This is a genomic window from Aurantivibrio infirmus (genome assembly GCF_054767315.1).
Window position 1 is genome coordinate 30,058 of record NZ_BAAFSK010000008.1, and the last position, 19,029, is coordinate 49,086.

The 19,029-nt window shown below is 42.6% G+C and carries 19 protein-coding genes; 17 read left to right on the forward strand and 2 right to left on the reverse strand.

Annotated elements, in window-relative coordinates:
* Positions 1–359: 359 nt before the first annotated feature.
* From ACYUCY_RS16700 to rpoS, 11 genes are all read left to right on the forward strand, one after another.
* Positions 360–1,982 (forward strand): CTP synthase, encoded by a 1,623-nt coding sequence (locus ACYUCY_RS16700; RefSeq protein WP_460227667.1) that lies wholly within the window; start codon positions 360–362, stop codon positions 1,980–1,982.
* A gap of 36 nt (positions 1,983–2,018) precedes the next feature.
* On the forward strand, positions 2,019–2,873 hold the full coding sequence (gene kdsA, locus ACYUCY_RS16705) for a 3-deoxy-8-phosphooctulonate synthase (protein ID WP_460227668.1): 855 nt from the start codon (positions 2,019–2,021) through the stop codon (positions 2,871–2,873).
* 84 nt (positions 2,874–2,957) lie between these two features.
* On the forward strand, positions 2,958–4,247 hold the full coding sequence (gene eno, locus ACYUCY_RS16710) for a phosphopyruvate hydratase (RefSeq protein ID WP_460227669.1): 1,290 nt from the start codon (positions 2,958–2,960) through the stop codon (positions 4,245–4,247).
* Positions 4,248–4,302: 55 nt separating this feature from the next.
* Positions 4,303–4,656 carry a septum formation initiator family protein gene (locus tag ACYUCY_RS16715; protein ID WP_460227670.1) on the forward strand — a complete coding sequence of 118 codons (354 nt, stop codon included), beginning with the start codon at positions 4,303–4,305 and terminating at the stop codon, positions 4,654–4,656.
* Positions 4,656–5,366, forward strand: a complete 711-nt coding sequence (ispD, locus tag ACYUCY_RS16720; protein ID WP_460227671.1) for a 2-C-methyl-D-erythritol 4-phosphate cytidylyltransferase — start codon at positions 4,656–4,658, stop codon at positions 5,364–5,366. The genes ACYUCY_RS16715 and ispD overlap by 1 nt, the downstream gene beginning before the upstream one ends.
* A 79-nt stretch (positions 5,367–5,445) precedes the next feature.
* Positions 5,446–5,925, forward strand: a complete 480-nt coding sequence (gene ispF / locus ACYUCY_RS16725) for a 2-C-methyl-D-erythritol 2,4-cyclodiphosphate synthase (protein ID WP_460227672.1) — start codon at positions 5,446–5,448, stop codon at positions 5,923–5,925.
* Between the two features lie 83 nt (positions 5,926–6,008).
* Positions 6,009–6,980, forward strand: a complete 972-nt coding sequence (gene truD / locus ACYUCY_RS16730; protein ID WP_460227673.1) for a tRNA pseudouridine(13) synthase TruD — start codon at positions 6,009–6,011, stop codon at positions 6,978–6,980.
* A gap of 324 nt (positions 6,981–7,304) precedes the next feature.
* Positions 7,305–7,946, forward strand: coding sequence for a protein-L-isoaspartate(D-aspartate) O-methyltransferase (locus ACYUCY_RS16735; RefSeq protein WP_460227862.1), 642 nt, complete (start codon positions 7,305–7,307; stop codon positions 7,944–7,946).
* A 157-nt stretch (positions 7,947–8,103) separates the two neighbouring features.
* The gene (locus ACYUCY_RS16740; RefSeq protein ID WP_460227674.1) at positions 8,104–9,039 is read left to right on the forward strand and encodes a DUF368 domain-containing protein; all 936 of its coding nucleotides are present in this window, start codon (positions 8,104–8,106) and stop codon (positions 9,037–9,039) included.
* A gap of 203 nt (positions 9,040–9,242) precedes the next feature.
* A complete protein-coding gene (locus ACYUCY_RS16745; RefSeq protein WP_460227675.1) occupies positions 9,243–9,995 on the forward strand; it encodes a peptidoglycan DD-metalloendopeptidase family protein in 753 nt (250 codons plus the stop codon).
* Positions 9,996–10,183: 188 nt separating this feature from the next.
* The gene (gene rpoS, locus ACYUCY_RS16750; RefSeq protein ID WP_460227676.1) at positions 10,184–11,221 is read left to right on the forward strand and encodes an RNA polymerase sigma factor RpoS; all 1,038 of its coding nucleotides are present in this window, start codon (positions 10,184–10,186) and stop codon (positions 11,219–11,221) included.
* A gap of 180 nt (positions 11,222–11,401) precedes the next feature.
* On the opposite strand, the gene fdxA is transcribed toward rpoS, so the two are convergent.
* The gene (gene fdxA, locus ACYUCY_RS16755) at positions 11,402–11,725 is read right to left on the reverse strand and encodes a ferredoxin FdxA (RefSeq protein WP_460227677.1); all 324 of its coding nucleotides are present in this window, start codon (positions 11,723–11,725) and stop codon (positions 11,402–11,404) included.
* A 204-nt stretch (positions 11,726–11,929) separates the two neighbouring features.
* Positions 11,930–14,587, reverse strand: a complete 2,658-nt coding sequence (gene mutS / locus ACYUCY_RS16760; protein ID WP_460227678.1) for a DNA mismatch repair protein MutS — start codon at positions 14,585–14,587, stop codon at positions 11,930–11,932.
* Positions 14,588–14,924: 337 nt separating this feature from the next.
* On the opposite strand from mutS, the gene ACYUCY_RS16765 reads away from it, so the two are divergent.
* The 6 genes from ACYUCY_RS16765 to ACYUCY_RS16790 all read left to right on the forward strand — a co-directional run bounded on the left by ACYUCY_RS16765 (position 14,925) and on the right by ACYUCY_RS16790 (position 18,970).
* Complete coding sequence (locus ACYUCY_RS16765; protein WP_460227679.1) at positions 14,925–15,119, forward strand: hypothetical protein; 195 nt, start codon at positions 14,925–14,927, stop codon at positions 15,117–15,119.
* Between the two features lie 294 nt (positions 15,120–15,413).
* On the forward strand, positions 15,414–16,262 hold the full coding sequence (locus ACYUCY_RS16770; protein WP_460227680.1) for a BLUF domain-containing protein: 849 nt from the start codon (positions 15,414–15,416) through the stop codon (positions 16,260–16,262).
* 9 nt (positions 16,263–16,271) lie between these two features.
* Positions 16,272–16,874 carry a GTP-binding protein gene (locus ACYUCY_RS16775; protein WP_460227681.1) on the forward strand — a complete coding sequence of 201 codons (603 nt, stop codon included), beginning with the start codon at positions 16,272–16,274 and terminating at the stop codon, positions 16,872–16,874.
* On the forward strand, positions 16,861–17,256 hold the full coding sequence (locus ACYUCY_RS16780) for a roadblock/LC7 domain-containing protein (RefSeq protein ID WP_460227682.1): 396 nt from the start codon (positions 16,861–16,863) through the stop codon (positions 17,254–17,256). Before ACYUCY_RS16775 ends, ACYUCY_RS16780 begins: the two co-directional genes overlap by 14 nt.
* Positions 17,257–17,527: 271 nt before the next feature.
* Positions 17,528–17,890, forward strand: coding sequence for a hypothetical protein (locus ACYUCY_RS16785; protein WP_460227683.1), 363 nt, complete (start codon positions 17,528–17,530; stop codon positions 17,888–17,890).
* 105 nt (positions 17,891–17,995) lie between these two features.
* Positions 17,996–18,970, forward strand: a complete 975-nt coding sequence (locus tag ACYUCY_RS16790) for a hypothetical protein (protein ID WP_460227684.1) — start codon at positions 17,996–17,998, stop codon at positions 18,968–18,970.
* Positions 18,971–19,029 lie beyond the last annotated feature (59 nt).

Genomic DNA, 19,029 nt, shown 5'->3' on the forward strand with positions numbered 1-19,029 from the left:
AGCACGACAATTAGCAATTCAACGCGTGGTGGCGGCATTAAAAGGTTTCTTTTTAGTGGTAATTACGCTGCTAAATCTGAGTATTAGAAGTAAGTTTCTAATTGAGGCGAACGAGGCTTTCTGGTACCCTGACGTCCCATCTTGAGGACACAAAAGCGGCGAAGAAATTTCGCAGTTATCCGTCGGATGATTCCGGATCTTACTTTCAGATTTTACCTCCGGGTTTGTAAGGCCGGGGTTGTAAGGATAGCTACTTCGAATCAGCGCTTTTCCACTCCAGTCAAATTAATGAATTGCATCGCCTATTTTGCATGTCGATTGTTCGGCTATTTTAATAATTTTTTGAATTAAGGGTCCAAATGACAAGGTATATTTTTGTGACTGGAGGAGTTGTTTCTTCGTTGGGGAAGGGCATAGCTTCAGCATCTTTGGGCGCTATTCTTGAAGCGCGCGGTCTGAATATCACCATTCTTAAATTAGATCCTTATATCAATGTTGATCCCGGTACGATGAGTCCGTTTCAGCACGGTGAAGTGTTTGTCACTCACGATGGTGCGGAGACAGATTTGGATCTTGGACATTACGAACGTTTTGTTCGAACTAAAATGACGCGGAGGAATAATTTTACAACCGGCCGTGTTTACGAAACAGTGTTAAGAAAAGAACGCCGTGGCGACTATTTAGGTGGCACCGTTCAAGTTATTCCGCATATTACCGATGAAATCAAACGACGGATTATTGAAGGTGGAAAAGATTTTGATGTCGCCTTAGTTGAAATTGGCGGCACGGTAGGGGATATTGAGTCGCAACCATTCCTGGAAGCAGTCCGGCAATTAAGAGTCGAACTAGGTGCTGGAAGAACGCAATTAATCCACCTCACCTTAGTCCCCTATATTTCCACGGCGGGGGAAACAAAAACTAAGCCTACGCAACACTCGGTAAAAGAGCTCCGCTCAATCGGCTTGCAGCCAGATATACTACTTTGCCGTTCCGAACAAACAATCGACGACGATTCCCGTAAGAAAATCGCCTCCTTCACCAACGTTGCCTATCGATCTGTTGTACCTCTTGCCGATGCGGGAACCATCTACGCAATTCCAAAATTATTAAATGAATATCATCTCGATGAAATTGTATTGGAAAACTTTGGCCTAGAAGCACCACCAGCAGATTTACATGAGTGGGATGAAGTTGTTGAAAGTAAATTGAATCCAAAGAACGAAGTGACTATCGCGATGGTCGGAAAATATATGGATTTATTGGATGCATATAAGTCGCTTAACGAAGCCTTAGAGCACGCCGGGATTCATACAAGGACAAAAGTTAATATTATTTATCTAAATGCAGAAGATGTTGAGCAGCAAGGTGTTGAAATTCTAAAAGGCGTTAATGGAATTCTCGTTCCTGGTGGTTTTGGTGAGCGCGGTTTGGACGGAAAATTAATGGCGGTCCGTTACGCTCGTGAAAATGGCGTTCCTTATCTCGGTATTTGTTTAGGCATGCAGGTTGCGGTCATTGAGTTTGCCCGGCACGTAATGAATTTAGATAAAGCTAACAGTACCGAATTTGATAAGAAAACGCCTGACCCAGTTATTGGCTTGATTACTGAGTGGATTGAGAAAGACGGCAGAGTTGAGTCTCGTGATGAAGCTTCTGATCTTGGTGGGACTATGCGATTGGGCGGCCAAGAGTGCCGATTGGTTTCTGGCGCCAAGGTTCAAAAGATATATGGAGATGATGTGATTGTCGAGAGGCATCGCCATCGTTATGAAGTCAATAATAATTATGTTGATCGATTGCAACAGGCAGGATTGAAAGTGGGTGGCTGGTCGGCTGACGATACCTTAGTTGAGGTTGTTGAAATAGAAGATCACCCCTGGTTCGTAGCTTGCCAGTTTCATCCAGAATTTACTTCCACACCGCGGGATGGGCATCCTTTGTTCACAAGTTTTGTGGAAGCGATGCTTAAAAACGCAGAGTAGTGTAATGATTTACCAACCATAACTGATTAATATTTAATGAATGATGCTAAAGAAATAAAAATTGGGAGCATAGCGACTTCCAATAAGTTGCCGTTTGTCCTCTATGGTGGAGTCAATGTACTCGAATCAAAAGAGTTCGCGCTCGAAGTCGCTGACCATTTTGTAAAAGTGTGTAGCGAGTTATCTATCCCTTATGTGTTTAAGGCTTCTTTTGATAAAGCCAATCGTTCTTCTGTACATTCATATCGCGGACCGGGTATGGAAAAAGGTTTGCAAATTTTGGCTGATGTGAAATCTACATACGGTGTTCCAATTATTACCGATGTCCATGAGCCCTGGCAGGCGCAGCCCACTGCAGAAATCTGTGATGTTATTCAGTTGCCGGCATTTTTAGCACGTCAAACTGATCTAGTGAAAGCAATGGCAGTGACCAATGCAGTTATTAATATTAAAAAGCCCCAGTTTATTAGCCCATCACAAACTGCCAACATCATCGAAAAATTCTTGGAGTGCGGTAACGATAAAGTGATGTTATGTGAACGAGGTAGCTGTTTTGGTTACGACAATTTGATTGTTGATATGCTCGGTTTTCGGGTGATGCAAGAAGCGAGTAAAGGTGCCCCGTTAATTTTCGACGTAACGCACGCGTTACAGTGTAGAGATCCTGGCGGTGCGGCTTCGGGTGGCCGTCGTCGGCAAACAGGTGACTTAGCGAAAGCCGCAATGGCCGTTGGTGTTGCAGGATTGTTTTTGGAAGCGCATCCAGATCCAGATAACGCTAAGTGTGATGGTCCTAGTGCGTTACCTTTGGAAAAATTAAAACCATTGCTGGAACAAGTTAAAGCGATAGATGATCTGACTAAGAAATTTGCTGATTTGGATATTGTTTAGTCGCGAATTTTTTGGAAGATTTATCAGCGTAAATTTTTTATTATTTTTTGTTTTCGATAAAGAAATATAGTTGGAGTAGATTAAATGACAAAGATTGTTGAAATTAAAGCTTTTGAAGTGCTTGATAGTCGTGGCAATCCGACAGTGAGCGCAGAAGTTATTTTAGAATCCGGGGCAATGGGTTCAGCATGTGCGCCATCAGGGGCTTCAACTGGATCGCGCGAGGCACTGGAGCTAAGAGACGGAGACAAATCTCGTTATTTAGGCAAAGGCGTTCTCACCGCGGTAAATAATATAAACACGACTATCAACGACCTACTTAAAGGGCAGGATGCATCTGATCAACGAACTATCGATAATCTGATGTTAAAAGCCGATGGTACAGAAAATAAGTCGTCCTTTGGTGCGAATGCTATTCTTGCCGTTTCGTTGGCAACGGCAAAGGCCGCCGCTATCGACAAAGGTATTCCACTTTATCAGCACATCGCTGAATTAAACGGCACGTCAGGGCAATATTCTCTTCCTGTGCCGATGATGAATATTATTAACGGCGGTGAACATGCTGATAATAATGTCGATATTCAAGAATTCATGATTCAACCCGTAAACGTTACCAGCTTTTCGGAAGCTTTGAGACAAGGCGCTGAAATTTTTCATCAGTTAAAGAAAGTATTGTCTGGTCGTGGTTTAAGTACTGCGGTTGGCGATGAAGGTGGTTTCGCACCTAATTTGCCGTCAAATGAAAGTGCGCTAGAAGTCATAGCCGAAGCCGTTGAGCTTGCTGGTTATAAACTTGGAACGGATATAACGCTTGCATTAGATTGCGCTGCGTCTGAGTTTTATAAAGAAGGAAAATATGATTTGGCTGGAGAAGGTAAAGTCTATTCGGCAGAACAGTTTTCAGATTATTTAGCAGGATTGGCCGAGAGTTATCCGATTTTATCCATTGAAGATGGCATGGATGAAAGTGATTGGGAAGGTTGGGCAACTCTAACTAAAAAAATTGGCGAAAGTGTTCAGCTGGTTGGTGATGATCTTTTCGTTACGAATACAAAAATATTGAAGCGCGGCATTGATGAAAAAATTGGAAATTCAATTTTGATTAAATTCAATCAGATCGGTTCTTTAAGTGAAACATTAGATGCGATTAAAATGGCAAAAGATGCTGGCTATACTGCAGTTATTTCACATCGATCTGGTGAAACCGAAGATACAACGATTGCCGATCTTGCAGTAGCGACCGCCGCGGGACAAATTAAAACCGGTTCGCTTTGTCGTTCTGATCGTGTGGCTAAATATAATCGTTTATTGCGTATTGAAGCAGAGTTGGGTGATAAAGCCATTTATCGCGGTCGCGCTGAATTTAAGGCGTAAACATTCGCGATAATTAGTTAGCAGAAAACGTTAAAAAGGAAACCGAGGCCTTCAGATGAAGTGGATAATCATAGCTCTAGTGATTTGTTTCGGTTTCCTGCAGTATCGTTTATGGGTTGGCGAAGGCAGCATCGCAGAGGTCGTAAACCTCAACCAGCAAATCACTCTACAACAATCTGAAATTGAACGATTGCAAGAGCAAAATAGAGTGTTGGCACTCGAAGTTAGCGAGTTAAAGACGGGGGTTCGAACCCTGGAAAGCCGCGCTCGAACCGAAATGGGTATGATCAAAGAGGGCGAAACGTTTATTTTGGTTCTCGACGACGAACAAAAACCTCGTAATTCAAAGTCCAAGATCGACCCCCAAAATCCCAATAAACTAACGCCCTCAAGCACTGCTAGTGAATAATGAATAAATCTCAACGGGTTTGGGCGATTGTACCCGCGGCAGGTATCGGCAGTAGGATGAAGGCCGACAAACCTAAACAATATTTAGAAATTGATAATAAAACAGTGCTCGAACACACTTTGTCTCGTTTGCTTCTCGTTCCATCCCTAGAAAAAATTTTTGTTGCTCTACAAGCCGACGATGTGATTTGGCCGTCCCTAGATATTAGCCGTCATCCAAAAATCGAGTCCGTTGCCGGAGGGGAAAGCCGACACCAGTCCGTGGCCAATTGTTTAAAGCAATGCCAAGGCCAGGCTTCAAGTAATGATTGGATTTTAGTTCATGATGCTGCGAGACCTTGCGTTAGTGGATTAAAAATCAAGGAACTTTTAAAACGCATAAAGGATCATCCTGTCGGCGGTATTCTCGCTTCACCGGCTAGTGATACCTTGAAACGAATTAACGCTGATTTCGAAATTATAGAAACCGTAGATCGCAGTTCTTTATATCGTGCACACACACCGCAAATCTTTCGTTACCAAATCCTTGTCGATGCTTTTGTGAATTTACAGCACAAAAAAATAACTCCAACTGATGAAGCTATGGCGGTAGAAGCGGATGGAAAAAAACCATTTGTCCTGGAAGACAGTAAAACCAATATTAAGATCACGGAATCCGAAGATTTGTATCTAGCGCAATTAATAATGGCTATGCAGCGCCAAGTTCACTGAGCTATGAATTTTTAAAAATTTCTAAGGCTCAATTTTTTATTGGACGAATGAATAAATAAATTAAAAAAAGCGAGTTCAAATGAGAGTAGGTCAAGGTTTTGATGTTCATAAATTCGGCCCAGGCGATAAGATTGTTATCGGAGGCGTGGTTATTCCTTTTGAAAAAGGTCTAATTGCCCACTCTGATGGTGATGTATTGCTTCATGCCATTTGTGATGCGTTGTTAGGTGCTGCAGGGCTTGGTGATATCGGCCAACATTTTCCCGATACCGACCCTCAGTTTCGCGACGTGAACAGCCGGACTTTATTGAGACTCGTTGTCGCTAAAATAAGGGCAGAAGGCTGGACTCCAGTGAATTGTGATAGCACGATCATTGCAGAAAAACCTTACATGGCTAGGCACATTCCTTTTATGCGCGAAAATTTGGCGGCGGATTTAAATTTAGAACTGAATGCCGTCAACGTGAAAGCCACGACTAGTGAAGGTCTAGGGTTTACCGGGCGGCAGGAAGGAATAGCCGCACAAGCTAGTGTCTTATTGACGGTCTTATCAACCTGAAATCGTTGAGCCGAAACCTCCCATCAAAATGTTTTCTCTATTTACAGAATAAAACTAATTTTAAATATTAATTTCGAGTTTAGATGACCCTCCCTATACGATTTCCTTTGAATTTTAATTTCGCTTACGGCGAGCCTGGTTGTTGTGCAGATTTTAGATCGAGTAATGCAGATTTTATTGTTGTTGAAGATCTAGGTTTTGCTCCTTTGGGCGAAGGCGAACATGTCTTTATTCAGGTGAGAAAGTCTGGTCAAAATACTCATTGGTTGGCAAGTCAGCTTGCTAGTTTTGCAAAGGTCTCTAGTAACGATATCGGCTATGCCGGTCGTAAAGATCGCCATGCAATAACAACGCAATGGTTTAGTGTTTATTTTCCCAAAAAACAGGTGCCAGATTGGACCCAGTTCAATATTGAAGGTGTGGAGTTGTTGCAAGCCACACGACATCAAAAAAAACTCAGACCGGGAGATCACGGCAACAATCGTTTTTCAATTACACTTCGAAATATATCTGATATAGATGAAGTAAAAGAACGATTGTTGAGAATAGAAAATGGCGTACCAAATTATTTTGGTGAGCAACGATTTGGTCGCGGTGGATCAAATTTGCAGATGGCTGAAAGTTTGTTAGTTGAACGTAAAGCTATAAAGCAAAGGAAACAAAGGGGTCTCGTTATTTCAGCGGCACGTTCTTACTTATTTAATCGAGTACTGTCGCAAAGGATAAGTGAGCACAATTGGGAATTATTACTGCCGGGTGAAGTAGAGTCGGAACCAAGCGGTCCATTATGGGGGAGGGGGCGTCCCCTCGTTACTGATGCGCAGTTCGACCTCGAATCTGATGCTTTGAAAAAACATTCCATTTGGTGTGAGGGCTTAGAGCATGTCGGTCTTCAGCAAGAAAGGCGTATTTTGAAGTGTTTGCCCAAAGACATAAATTTTGCTTGTAATGATCGATCGCTAGAGCTGTCTTTCACTCTGTTACCTGGCCAGTATGCAACCGCCGTTTTGCGAGAGCTTTGTAATCTGGAGGATAAATCTCTCGTGAATTTATAATAATGTCCTTGGTGGTAGCGCGGCGTGTGCTGGTGTGAGACGGATTGAGATTGTTTCGGCTTGCTAATGTATTAGTAAAGCCTGTGGTATAGTGGCGGCTTTGTTGAGTGCGTAGTTTTAATAAGGCATGGTGGAACTGGTAGTTCTAGTTGTTACTGAACTTGCGCAATTTAATTGTCGATTATATTAATAATACGTAACACTTTGTGTTAGAAAACTTTTTGTTCGGTTGTGTATGGTCGCTTTCGATGTAGTTATAGCGACTGTTTGAAAATATTTTGGGGAGTGAATCGCGTGAGCCAAATAAATATTGCCGGCGTCGGTATGACGTCAGAGCGAACTAGACTCCGCCTAATTAATCGCTTGCGGGAACAGGGCATAAGCAACAGTCAAGTTCTGGATATCATTCGAGAGACACCAAGACATATGTTTCTCGATGAAGCTTTGGCTCATCGCGCCTATGAAGATAGCGCCTTACCCATTGGCTACGGACAAACCTTATCTCAACCCTACATTGTCGCCAGGATGACAGAAGTGATTCTAGCGGCGACGAATAGTCCTAAAAAAGTTCTCGAAGTTGGTACCGGGTCCGGTTACCAAACCGCAATATTGGCGCAACTTCTTCCCGAGGTGTATAGCGTCGAACGAATTAAACCCCTGCAGGAAAAAGCGCGATCTCGTTTGCGTAAACTCGGCTTAAGAAATGTCTATTTAAATCACGCGGATGGTGGTTTTGGCTGGGCGGAAAAGGGGCCTTTTTCTGCGATAATTAGTACTGCTGCTCCGCGAGAAGTACCGGAAGAATTGTTAAAGCAGTTAGCGCCGGATGGAGCGCTGGTGATTCCTGTCGGTGATGTCACTCAGCAGTTAACCTTAGTTATTCGCGAAGGCGATAGTGATAATTTCATCTCAAAAATTTTGGAGCCAGTTAAGTTTGTACCATTATTATCTGGCCTAAGCCGTTAAACAAAATGCCACACTGTTATTTTAATAACTGGTTTTAACTGTCTATTTTATGATTGAATTTTTCGGCTCCTATTAAACCAATCCAATTCCGCAAAAATATTCTATTCGTAATGTTACGTGAGACCAGTTCAAATCTAAATTCAAGCCAAGGAAGCCTATGCTTGCCAATAAATTCCGTAAAACTATCCTCCTTTTTTTAAAGGGCATGGCTATGGGTGCAGCAGATTCTGTACCTGGCGTATCAGGTGGCACCATAGCGCTTATCTCAGGTATCTATCAGGAATTTCTCGACTCCCTGCGCAATATTAATTTTGTTGCACTAGGGCTGCTTTTTAAAAGCGGGCCTAAAGCGGCGTGGGCTCACATTAACGGAAATTTCTTGCTTACGCTGTTTGGAGGAATTCTTTTTAGTATTGTCAGTTTTTCTAAGTTGATTTTGTATTGCTTGGATCATTATCCAATATTGGTCTGGGCTTTTTTCTTTGGCTTGGTGTGCGCGTCGATTGTCTACATCCTTCGTCAAGTAAGTCACTGGCGCTGGCAAGAGATAATAGCTTTGTGTTGCGGCGTGTTAGTCGCTGTAGGTGTGACGCTAATAAGGCCGCCATCTTTACCCGGTGAGTGGTGGATTCTGATGATTGCGGCCTCGGTAGCCATTTGTGCGATGATCCTGCCTGGTATTTCGGGGATGTTTATATTGTTTCTATTCGGCTTGCACACGGTGATGTACCAAGCGATCGCGGAATTTAACTGGTTGTTGCTCGGAAGTTTCGCAGTTGGAGCGGGGGTGGGTCTACTGCTGTTCTCTCACCTCTTATCTTGGCTTCTACACCATTATTACAATTCGACGCTTGCAGTGTTGATTGGCTTTTTAATTGGATCCTTAAAGCTTCTTTGGCCTTGGCAGCATACTATTGTCAGTTCAGTCGATCGTCATGGCGACACAGTGCCACTGGTTAAAGAGTTGGTGTCTCCGTATGACTATGTAAGCCTGGTAGGGCAGGAACCGCAGATAATGTTTGCAGTCATAGCCGCTGTGTTTGGCTTTGTAATCGTCTTCATTTTGGAACTTTCTGCCGAAAAAAGTCAGTGATCCTTGGTGGACAAATCCAGAATTGTCAAAAATAAATTGGGTAAAGTCGGTAAAAGCGTTATTTGCGTCAAATTTTTGGACAAGTCGGAAAAAAACATTAGACGAATATTTCATATAAAAACATTACTTATTTATATATAAATATATCATTGGTTAAATATTCTACTTGTCGATAGCTGACTGATCAGGCATACGAAGAAAATATGAGCTTTAAGCGAACGAATAACGTGTTCAAGATCTTAACCACTTTTTGCTTGGTCAGTTGTGGTAGCCCACCCTACACAGCACCTCTAAGTAAGCTTGATCAACCCCCTAGTTACCGCATTCAAACCCACACGGTTGCGAGTGGCGAAACCCTTTATTCAATAGCCTGGCGATACAATTTAGACGCTAAAAAGCTAGCGCTAGTGAATAATATCGGTGAATCATTCACCATACACCCGGGGCAGCGTTTGAACCTTGATTTAACTCAAGTTCCAAGCCCTAAAATTCAGTCGACCGCGGTTAATAGCCCAGTCATTAATCGTTCAAGTAATCCTCCAAAAAAACCACCAGTCCCAATAAAACCACGTATTCAAAAAACTCGATTGGAATGGCAGTGGCCTGTTAATGGCACACTTCTCGCAACTTTCTCGGGGCCGCAGTCCTTAAATAACGGTATTGATATCGGCGCAAAAAAGGGGGAACCTGTTTTTGCTGCCGCTGCAGGTACCGTAGTTTATGCAGGAGACGGACTACGCGGCTACGGCAATTTATTAATACTGAAACATAACGATAACTACCTAAGTGCCTATGCGCATAATCAGCGACTTACTGTTGCTGAAGGGGATAGCGTTAAAGCTGGACAGAAAATTGCCGAAATAGGATCCAGTGGTACCAATAACGATAAGCTGCACTTTGAAATACGTCATGACGGTAAACCGGTCGATCCACTGCGGTTTCTACCTCGTCGATGAGAAAGCTAAGCTTGACTGCCATGAGTTTTTTTTGCGTTGCTGGAATTCGTGAAATTCCGGACAAGGGTTCGTGAAACCCTCAGTGTCATGAAAAATGCATGGACAGAGTCGAAATTGTAATTAGTTAGGTCGGATCAAAGTGATTCCCACCTCATACAAATAAACAGATTACTCACAGGGCTAACACCATGACAGTTCAAATGAGAGAAGCGCAAAGCTTTCAAGACGAAGATATTTGTATATTGCAAGAAATAGACGCAAGCGAAATTGAAGATATAAGCACAGATACAACGATCGAAACGAAGAAAACAGCAAGTATCAAAGACGAAGCGGACTCTCCGGAACCGGATACACGCTTTGTTGAAACAGAAGAAAAATTCCAGAAAAACCTCGACGCTACTCAGCTCTATCTAAACGAAATCGGATTCTCCCCTTTATTGAGTGCTGAAGAAGAAGTTTACTTCGCGCGCAGAGCTCTGAAAGGTGAAGAGGCTTCCCGTAAACGAATGATCGAGAGTAACTTACGTTTGGTAGTCAAGATTGCTCGACGTTACGTTAATCGTGGTTTGGCTTTGCTGGATCTTATTGAAGAAGGAAACCTCGGATTGATTCGCGCGGTTGAAAAATATGATCCAGAGCGAGGATTTAGATTTTCTACCTACGCAACCTGGTGGATTAGACAAACTGTTGAACGTGCGATCATGAATCAAACGCGAACGATTCGTTTACCTATTCATGTTGTAAAAGAGTTAAATGTTTATCTACGTGCTGCGCGAGAATTAACACAAAAGCTTGATCATGAGCCTAGCCCAGAAGAAATCGCAGATTTACTTGATAAACCTGTCGATGATGTAAAGCGGATGTTGGGTTTGAATGAAAGAGTTACCTCGGTTGATGTACCCATTGGTTCTTCATCCGATAAATCTTTAGTTGATACCATTCCAGACCGAAATGCTTCTGATCCAGAAACTTTATTGCAAGACAGCGATTTGAGCGAAAGCATTGATGGTTGGTTAGGTGAGTTATCTGAAAAGCAACGGGAAGTTGTGGCTAGACGATTTGGTCTGCGTGGATATGAGATGAGCACGTTGGAAGAAGTGGGCCGAGAAATTGGCTTAACTCGTGAACGAGTTCGTCAGATTCAAGTTGAAGCATTGAAACGTTTACGGGATATATTAGAGAAGCAAGGATTAAACGGTGAGTCTTTATTTGGCGTAATGTCATAACTAAAGGCTTAATAATAGTTTTGTTTGATTGAAGCTCACAAATTAAAGTCCAAGCTGCACCTGTAGAAGTAAAAAAGAGTTACGATTTAATATATTGTTTTATTTAATAAAATCGCTACAAATAAAAAAGCCGCATTTAAATGCGGCTTTTTTATTTTGTATTGGAGAATCGGAACGCGCTTATCTTTCTAAATACTGTAGTTTGTTTTCAACGCCATCCCATTCTTCAGCATCTGCGGGTGCTTCTTTTTTCTCTGTAATGTTTGGCCAAACCTCAGCTAATTCAGCATTTAATTCTAAGAATTCCGCTTGGTCGCTTGGTAACTCGTCTTCGGAAAAAATTGCGTTGGCAGGACACTCAGGTTCGCAAAGCGCACAATCAATGCACTCATCCGGATGAATAACTAAAAAGTTGGGGCCTTCATAAAAACAATCAACAGGGCAAACTTCCACGCAATCGGTGTGTTTGCACTTGATACAGTTATCTCCCACTACAAAGGTCATGTCTAAGGCTCCAATTTTTAAAGCGGACTAATCAAATTGCCGATCGAGTGATGACGAAACTACTTAATGGTAGGGCCGCGTTCGAATTGGCATGTCGAAAAATAGGGCCGCATTCTAGCAGAAATTTTTCCCGGTTAAAGGGCTACGCGCTTATATGCTTATAGCTGGAGTCTATTTTGACGATTTCCAAGGTTTGGGCCCGCCCTAGGGTTTGCTTTTCTTGAGAATGGCTTTCAGCTCGTAGAGCTTTTCCAGGGCCTGTTTTGGGCTCAGTTCGTCTGCATCTAGTGTCTCAAGAATTGAAACAGCTGGATGTGGAGCTGGCGCGGTAAACAGTTCGGACTGCTGTGGTGCTTGCGGGGAAGGCATTGTAGCTGGGCTAGGAGCGATCTTAGCGTTACGCTCTTCGTTGCCTTGGTTTTGACTTAGTTCTCGCCTGGAGAAGTCTTTGGCGCTCTCAGATTCCAGAATATGGAGTTGCTCTTGTGCTTTGGCTAGTACTCCAGAAGGAATTCCGGCGAGTTTGGCGACTTGGAGCCCGTAGCTTTGGTTCGCAGGGCCGTCGTTGACCTGGTGCAAGAAGACAATGTTGTCGTTATGTTCGGTCGCATCAAGATGGATATTAGCGATCCCAGGTATGCTGTCAGCTAAGCTGGTAATTTCGAAATAATGCGTGGCGAATAGAGTAAGCGCTTTGATTTCTTTGGCTAAGTAGTCTGCACAGGCCCAAGCAAGGGAAAGACCGTCGAAAGTGCTGGTGCCGCGGCCAATTTCATCGAGCAAAACTAAACTACGATCCGTTGCGTTATGTAATATATTTGCGGTTTCCGTCATTTCCACCATGAAGGTCGAGCGGCCACCAGCGAGATCATCTGAAGAACCAATACGCGTAAAAATTCTATCGACCATTCCAATAGTGGCCTTGCTCGCAGGAATATCGCTGCCGATATGTGCGAGTAAGGTCAGCAAGGCTGCTTGTCGCATATAGGTCGATTTACCGCCCATATTAGGACCGGTGATAATGAGCATGCGCCGCTCGGTGTCGAAAACCAAATCATTGGGTATGAACGCACTGTCAATGACTTGTTCGACAACGGGGTGGCGTCCCGCTTCGATAGTGATACCCGGTGCTTCGCTCAAGGTGGGTTGGCAAAACTTCATCGTGTAGGAGCGCTCTGCCAGATTTGTTAGTACATCAAGCTCTGAAACCGCTGCCGCAGAATCTTGTAAAACAACTAGATATTCGTTGAGTTTTTCAAGCAGTTCTTCGTAGAGCGCTTTTTCTCTCGATAGGGCACGGCTTTTCGCGGACAAAGCCTTGTCTTCAAATTCTTTTAATTCAGGCGTGATGTAGCGTTCCGAATTTTTAATGGTTTGTCGACGGATATATTCCACCGGTGCTTGAGCGGATTGTGCGCGAGAAATTTCAATATAATATCCGTGCACACGGTTGTAACCTACCTTTAAAGTTGAAATCCCCGTACGTTCTTTTTCTCGTGTTTCTAAATCAATTAGATACTGTCCGGCGTTCGAACTAATGTTGCGAAGTTCATCGAGTTCTGAATCATAACCTTCGGCAATAACGCCGCCATCGCGAATTAACACTGGTGGGGCTTCTATGATCGCTTTTTGTAATAAATCGACAAGCTCAGGAAAAGTCGAAATACTTTTCGCTAGCGTGTTGGACAAATTAGTATTTAACTCGGCGAGTAAATTCTGTAGTTGAGGATAAACCGCAATGGATGAGCACAAGCGCGATAAATCACGAGGTCGCGCCGAACGCAGAGCGAGACGACCAAGAATTCGTTCAAGATCACCAATATTTTTTAGTGCTTCATGAAAGGGTTCGAAGCGGTAGTTGTGTTTCAAATTCGAAATTATTTCTTGGCGATCTTGAAGTGTCGTTAGTTCCCTCAGTGGGCGATGTAGCCAACGTCGTAATAAGCGGCTGCCCATCACTGTGGCGCAATTATTCAGCACAGAAAATAAGGTGTTGTCTTCCTCTCCGGAAAGATTGGTATCTATTTCCAAATTTTTTCGCGTCGCCGCATCGAGGGTGACAGTTTGTGAGCGGTTTTCGTGAATTAATTTTCTAATGTGAGGCAGCTGAGCGCGCTGTGTTTCTTGCGTGTAGGCAAGTAGGCAACCTGCCGCACAAATTGCTACGGTTAAATGTTCGCAACCGAATCCTGATAAGTCTTTTGTTTGAAATTGTTGCGTGAGTAACTTGTTCGCCGTGTCTTTATCGTAATTCCATAGGGCTTGCTTACGAATTCCGCGACGCTTCAACAGTGGTTCAGTGGTTTGCCATTCGTCTGGGACCAAAATTTCGGCGGGATCCAGGCGCTGTATTTCCGCCATTAGACCATCATGCCCCTGGGTTTCTAGTACTTGAAAGCGACCACTGCCGACATCTAAGTGTGCTATGCCGTAAATATCATCATGACTGAAAATCGCGACCAGTAAATTGTCTTTACTTGCGTCGAGTAAAGCTTCATCGGTAAGTGTTCCCGGTGTAACAATGCGCATAACCTGCCGTTCGACGGGTCCCTTACTGCTTGCTGGGTCGCCAACTTGTTCACAGATCGCAATCGATTCACCTAAGCGTACTAGCTTAGCAAGATAGCCTTCAGCGGCGTGATAGGGGATCCCAGCCATTGGGATGGGTTCACCGTTCGATTTCCCTCTCGCGGTTAGCGTAATATCGAGAAGACGCGCCGCTTTTTTGGCATCGTCAAAAAATAATTCGTAAAAATCCCCCATACGATAAAAAAGGAGCTCATTAGGGTGCTCAGATTTTATGCGCAGGAACTGCTGCATCATTGGCGTGTGAGTTTCGGGAGATTTAACTTTTTGATTCATAACATTTTATTGTTTTGCTAACGGTGAAAAGGCAGCGGGGTATTCTACGGGAAGATGAGTTGAGACCCAAATAAATCACCAGCCTTAAAGATAAAAGTTTAACTCGAATGACTGGACCAGCACCTGACGGATATCGGCATTTTCTCCACCGAATCAGCCAGTGAGACTCCGCGACTAGCCTATTGAGAACACCCTTATGTACTGTGTTTATCTACCTAATTTTTAATATATTTTTAGATTTATCATTGTTGGGATATCCCCAGCGAACCCTCCACTATGCAAATTTCCCTTGACGGAGAATAGGCCCAGGCTGATGTTAAATTGCGCTGAGCCTTAAATGCAGATTGGGTTTCAAAAAAATGAGCTGGACGACAAAGCTATATGCGATCTTCCCGTTGGCGGCAATGAAATTGTGTTTCTCAAAAATCTCCAGTGTTGCACCAAAGGTAGAAAGTTTTGTCGAGAAGAGTTTTTGGCGTTAATTATTTTATTTACTTTTAGAATCGAAATCCTAGTCGATAAAACTGAATGAATGGATAAACAAGGTTGTTTTTTAATTTCGTGATTTTTACATTCAAAAAATAATAAAATTTTTATCTCCGTCTACCACTTAGTTATATCGCAGCTTAAAATTTATTTTTCGTTAGCGAGAAAATTTATAATTTCAATAACCAAACCGAATCATTATGTCGTTGAACCATTAAAAATAATCTTGAACATAAGCATGTCAAATTATTATTTACGCTATAGTGAATTAATAATTCCTGAAAAGCAGCCATTTATAAGCCAGTGGCATACAGAAATATTACTTCCAAGTTGTTAAATAATGAAAAGAGTTGCTTGTTTAAGTACCATTTTGCCCTCTGCGGATGAGTCCTCAGCTTCCTCAAATGTTATTGATATATATAATTTAACCGTCAACTATAACAGTGACCACAAAATTACTGGCTCTTTTTTAGTGTCAAATAATTTTGTTCTGCTGGTTATGGAGGGAGATTCGATTGAGGTTGGTCAAATAGTTTTCAAGATTCGCCAAGATAAACGGCTTAACGACTTTAGTTTTATTCACAAAAGTGAAATCTCCGAGCCTAAATTTAGTAGCTGGGGAATAAAAGTGTTACGAGAGGACTTAAAAGGGCAGTTGACATTTTTGAGAAAACTAAAATCGATTTTGAGAAGCGATCTTGATTTGAAATCAGAGTTAGACAGAGAGAGGATGAAGTGTTTCCTTCCTCCAAGTCAAACAAGCACAAAATCAGCAGAAGTTACATTGAAAAAAAAGCCTGTAAAAACAGAACCAACAGTGACGCTATCTGATGACACTTCAACACAGACATCGGAGTTTTCGGGTTATGCAATGTCGCTTAACAGTTGGCCCACACCAGGTTTGATCAAGCTTAACGGAGAGCTCATAAAAATTTGCGCGCGCCTCGTCCGGCGTCCACAGCCCTATGAGGAACTTTTGGCCTTGGGAATCTTTAGTTCAAACGGGATGCTCGATAAATATTTGAATGATCTGAATAAGTTGGGAATTCTTAAGAAACACCGAACCATAAGTAAACCAAATTTAGTTGGAATCAAGGGTGGCCCACCAAAACCAAAGCAATCTGCTGGTGTAGACCGTTTTAGCACGGTGTTAAAGAATTTCTTAAAAGCGTCAAAACATAGAAGTTAAAGGGTACTAATGGATCCTATTTATAAAAAGCTCGCAATTGTCGGTGAAGTCGGCGCAGGTAAGACTGAATTCATTCGTGTCATCAGTGAAATATCCCCGTTTGCAACCGAGGCGAGATCTTCTGTCGACATAGGGAAGGAATTTACCACAGTGGGAATTGACTACGGGAGATTGTCATTAGATAGCGATGTCGCTCTGGGCCTATATGGGTTACCTGGACAAAAACGCTTTTCAATGCTGTGGGAAATGGTCAAGAACGGTTTGTGGGGCCTGTTAATCCTAGTTAAGTACGGTGAAGATCTTAATGCCGATGCGATAGATACACTGCTTAACTTTTTTAAACCGATAGAAAATGATTTACCTGTAGTTGTTGGAATTAGCCACTGTGAAGAAGCTCCAGACGAAATTTTAGATGCTTTGTGTGGAAATGTGCAAACCATATTGTTCGAGCATGAGGTGATGGCGCCGGTTATTCCTGTAGATCCGAGAAATATTGAATCTTCGTTGGTGTTGTTGGACCTATTCAACGCCCTTAATAATTGTCCATGTAATGACGCAGAATTTTACGATCATCTAGCTTTTGAGGAAGAGGAAATCAATGGAAGACAATGAGTTACTCGTTCAAGGCTTGGTTGAGTTGTTCGATAGGTGGGCGGAAGAAGGCACTGGCATTGAAGTAATTTCTTTGTCGACTGCTGACGGTTTCCCTATCCATAATTATTCGCGCAATAAAAAATCATTTGACCCAGACACTATGGCAGCAGCGGCCAGTACCTTGTGTTCGGTTAGTAGCGCGATAACGCAACAAATTCTTTCGAAGGAGTTTAAAAGTACCTTCATCGAGGCTGATGAAGGAAATGTCTGTTTTGTACTTTTTAATATGAATAACAATGATTTTGTTCTGGCTATGTCGGCAGACAAAACTATAAATATTGCGAGTTTGCGCATTTCGATAAGCCGTTTGTCAGAAACGATAAAAGATATTGATTGTTGAATCGAAAAAGTACTATCAAATTTCAGATAGAAAAATATCGGTTTTTATTTTTTATTTTATTGGTATTCGTTTGTATAGATATTTAGGTTTTTAGACTATTTCATAATTTGTTAAAAAATAATTTATGATGTTTGACAATAGCTTCTAGACTAAATTGTGATGATCAGAAAAATCTGAACACTGCGTCTCGACTGATCTATTTGTTAGCCGTTATCGTTTGAGTCAGCAAACTAATTTCATCTTTTACAACTAATTTAAAAAGGGTAACATCATGACAATTAAACTTGAAAATCTTCAAAATATAGATGGATTTATTGGAGCTGCGGTGGTCGATTCCGAAAGTGGGATGTGCCTGGGTACCATCGGCGGTGGTTCCGGTATGAACCTCGAAATAGCCGCAGCGGGGAACTGTGAAGTAGTGCGAGCTAAACGCAAAACCATGACGAGTTTGAAGCTCAAAGATAGAATTGAAGACATTCTTATTACTTTAGGTAAGCATTATCACCTTATTCGTCCTTTGGAAACTAACGACGGGGTTTTCATTTATCTTGCCTTAAATCGCTCGCAAGCAAATCTAGCAATGGCACGTGCGCAGTTAAAAGAGTACGAAAAAACTGTTGATATTGCCGCTTAATTTAACCAAAGGCAGTAAAACCGCCTGCGTCGAGAAGGTGTTTTGTGTGTACCTGATCGGCGCAGGACTTTCCAGAAAACTGTTTTAAAGCGGAAGCTAGAGCGCATGTTAGCCGCGGTTGTAAGCGATTATAAAAATATTCACGAAGTCGTTAGTGCCTTTCAGTTAATCGGATTTCCTTTGCATAAAACATTAGTTTCGATGTTGAACGAGGATCCAGAGCATCAAAGACCGCGACGTGGTTGCGGGTTCACCCAAGCTGGTCGCTTTTTAGCGAAATTTATAAATAGTTCGCGCGGTCTAGGCGTTGACCAAGACCTGGCTTTGTTTTCGGAGGCTGGTCAAAATAATATTCTGGCGCTGATGAATGAAGCTCAAATCATATCGGGCCGCTCACCGCGAAGTATCAGTGAAATCCGGTGTGTACTGGGGCAAGCACCAATTCACAACTCTCTAAACCGAGCTTTGTTTTCTCAACTTTGCGCGCTCGAGAACTTGCCTCAAGAGTTGAGACTGGAAGAAAGCCGTCTTATTGTGAATTTGATACTGTCTATTCTAGGAAGTACGAAAATTCTTCAGGAGTCTCCAGCGCTACCATTTACTCCTGCGGATATTGCCGTCGGAACCTGTCCAGAAGCGGAACGATATTTCTTGGAATTTGCGGGAAATTACTTACGAAGGCAAGGACTTATTAATGTGCTTACGGATAACGCCGGCCAAGTTCTAATGGTGGAGAAAATAAACATCGGCGATTCACATTCGTGTATTACCGTTCGTGACCTAGTGATCAACAAGGTCGTCATTCCCGCCGGTAGTTTAGTGGGTGCTAAATACTCCTCAATGCCAATTTCGACAGAACTCTGCGCAGAATTAAAAGGCGCATGGGCACCAATCTCTATTTGTGATGGCTTTAAGTTTTTAAGGTTGACTACTTTATCGGTATCTCCGGCAAACAGATCTAGGGCCTTCAAAAACCATCTCTTAAGGCAGTTGGAGGGTAGCCCGTTCTTCGATCCTCTAAATACTAGGCTTTCTGATCTTGTCGATGTTGCTGAACTACAACGGCCAGCCAAAAACTAACATAAAATGTATGTGTTGAACGGTTGCGAGCTAAGTTATTAGAAAAAATTTGCCCAATA

What these genes read in the sequence shown, in the direction of transcription:
- ACYUCY_RS16700 (WP_460227667.1), top strand. Translation starts at nt 360, where the DNA reads ATGACAAGGTATATTTTTGTGACTGGAGGAGTTGTTTCTTCGTTGGGG.
- kdsA (WP_460227668.1), top strand. Translation starts at nt 2,019, where the DNA reads ATGAATGATGCTAAAGAAATAAAAATTGGGAGCATAGCGACTTCCAAT.
- eno (WP_460227669.1), top strand. Translation starts at nt 2,958, where the DNA reads ATGACAAAGATTGTTGAAATTAAAGCTTTTGAAGTGCTTGATAGTCGT.
- ACYUCY_RS16715 (WP_460227670.1), top strand. Translation starts at nt 4,303, where the DNA reads ATGAAGTGGATAATCATAGCTCTAGTGATTTGTTTCGGTTTCCTGCAG.
- ispD (WP_460227671.1), top strand. Translation starts at nt 4,656, where the DNA reads ATGAATAAATCTCAACGGGTTTGGGCGATTGTACCCGCGGCAGGTATC.
- ispF (WP_460227672.1), top strand. Translation starts at nt 5,446, where the DNA reads ATGAGAGTAGGTCAAGGTTTTGATGTTCATAAATTCGGCCCAGGCGAT.
- truD (WP_460227673.1), top strand. Translation starts at nt 6,009, where the DNA reads ATGACCCTCCCTATACGATTTCCTTTGAATTTTAATTTCGCTTACGGC.
- ACYUCY_RS16735 (WP_460227862.1), top strand. Translation starts at nt 7,305, where the DNA reads ATGACGTCAGAGCGAACTAGACTCCGCCTAATTAATCGCTTGCGGGAA.
- ACYUCY_RS16740 (WP_460227674.1), top strand. Translation starts at nt 8,104, where the DNA reads ATGCTTGCCAATAAATTCCGTAAAACTATCCTCCTTTTTTTAAAGGGC.
- ACYUCY_RS16745 (WP_460227675.1), top strand. Translation starts at nt 9,243, where the DNA reads ATGAGCTTTAAGCGAACGAATAACGTGTTCAAGATCTTAACCACTTTT.
- rpoS (WP_460227676.1), top strand. Translation starts at nt 10,184, where the DNA reads ATGACAGTTCAAATGAGAGAAGCGCAAAGCTTTCAAGACGAAGATATT.
- fdxA (WP_460227677.1), bottom strand. Translation starts at nt 11,725, where the DNA reads ATGACCTTTGTAGTGGGAGATAACTGTATCAAGTGCAAACACACCGAT.
- mutS (WP_460227678.1), bottom strand. Translation starts at nt 14,587, where the DNA reads ATGAATCAAAAAGTTAAATCTCCCGAAACTCACACGCCAATGATGCAG.
- ACYUCY_RS16765 (WP_460227679.1), top strand. Translation starts at nt 14,925, where the DNA reads ATGCAGATTGGGTTTCAAAAAAATGAGCTGGACGACAAAGCTATATGC.
- ACYUCY_RS16770 (WP_460227680.1), top strand. Translation starts at nt 15,414, where the DNA reads ATGAAAAGAGTTGCTTGTTTAAGTACCATTTTGCCCTCTGCGGATGAG.
- ACYUCY_RS16775 (WP_460227681.1), top strand. Translation starts at nt 16,272, where the DNA reads ATGGATCCTATTTATAAAAAGCTCGCAATTGTCGGTGAAGTCGGCGCA.
- ACYUCY_RS16780 (WP_460227682.1), top strand. Translation starts at nt 16,861, where the DNA reads ATGGAAGACAATGAGTTACTCGTTCAAGGCTTGGTTGAGTTGTTCGAT.
- ACYUCY_RS16785 (WP_460227683.1), top strand. Translation starts at nt 17,528, where the DNA reads ATGACAATTAAACTTGAAAATCTTCAAAATATAGATGGATTTATTGGA.
- ACYUCY_RS16790 (WP_460227684.1), top strand. Translation starts at nt 17,996, where the DNA reads ATGTTAGCCGCGGTTGTAAGCGATTATAAAAATATTCACGAAGTCGTT.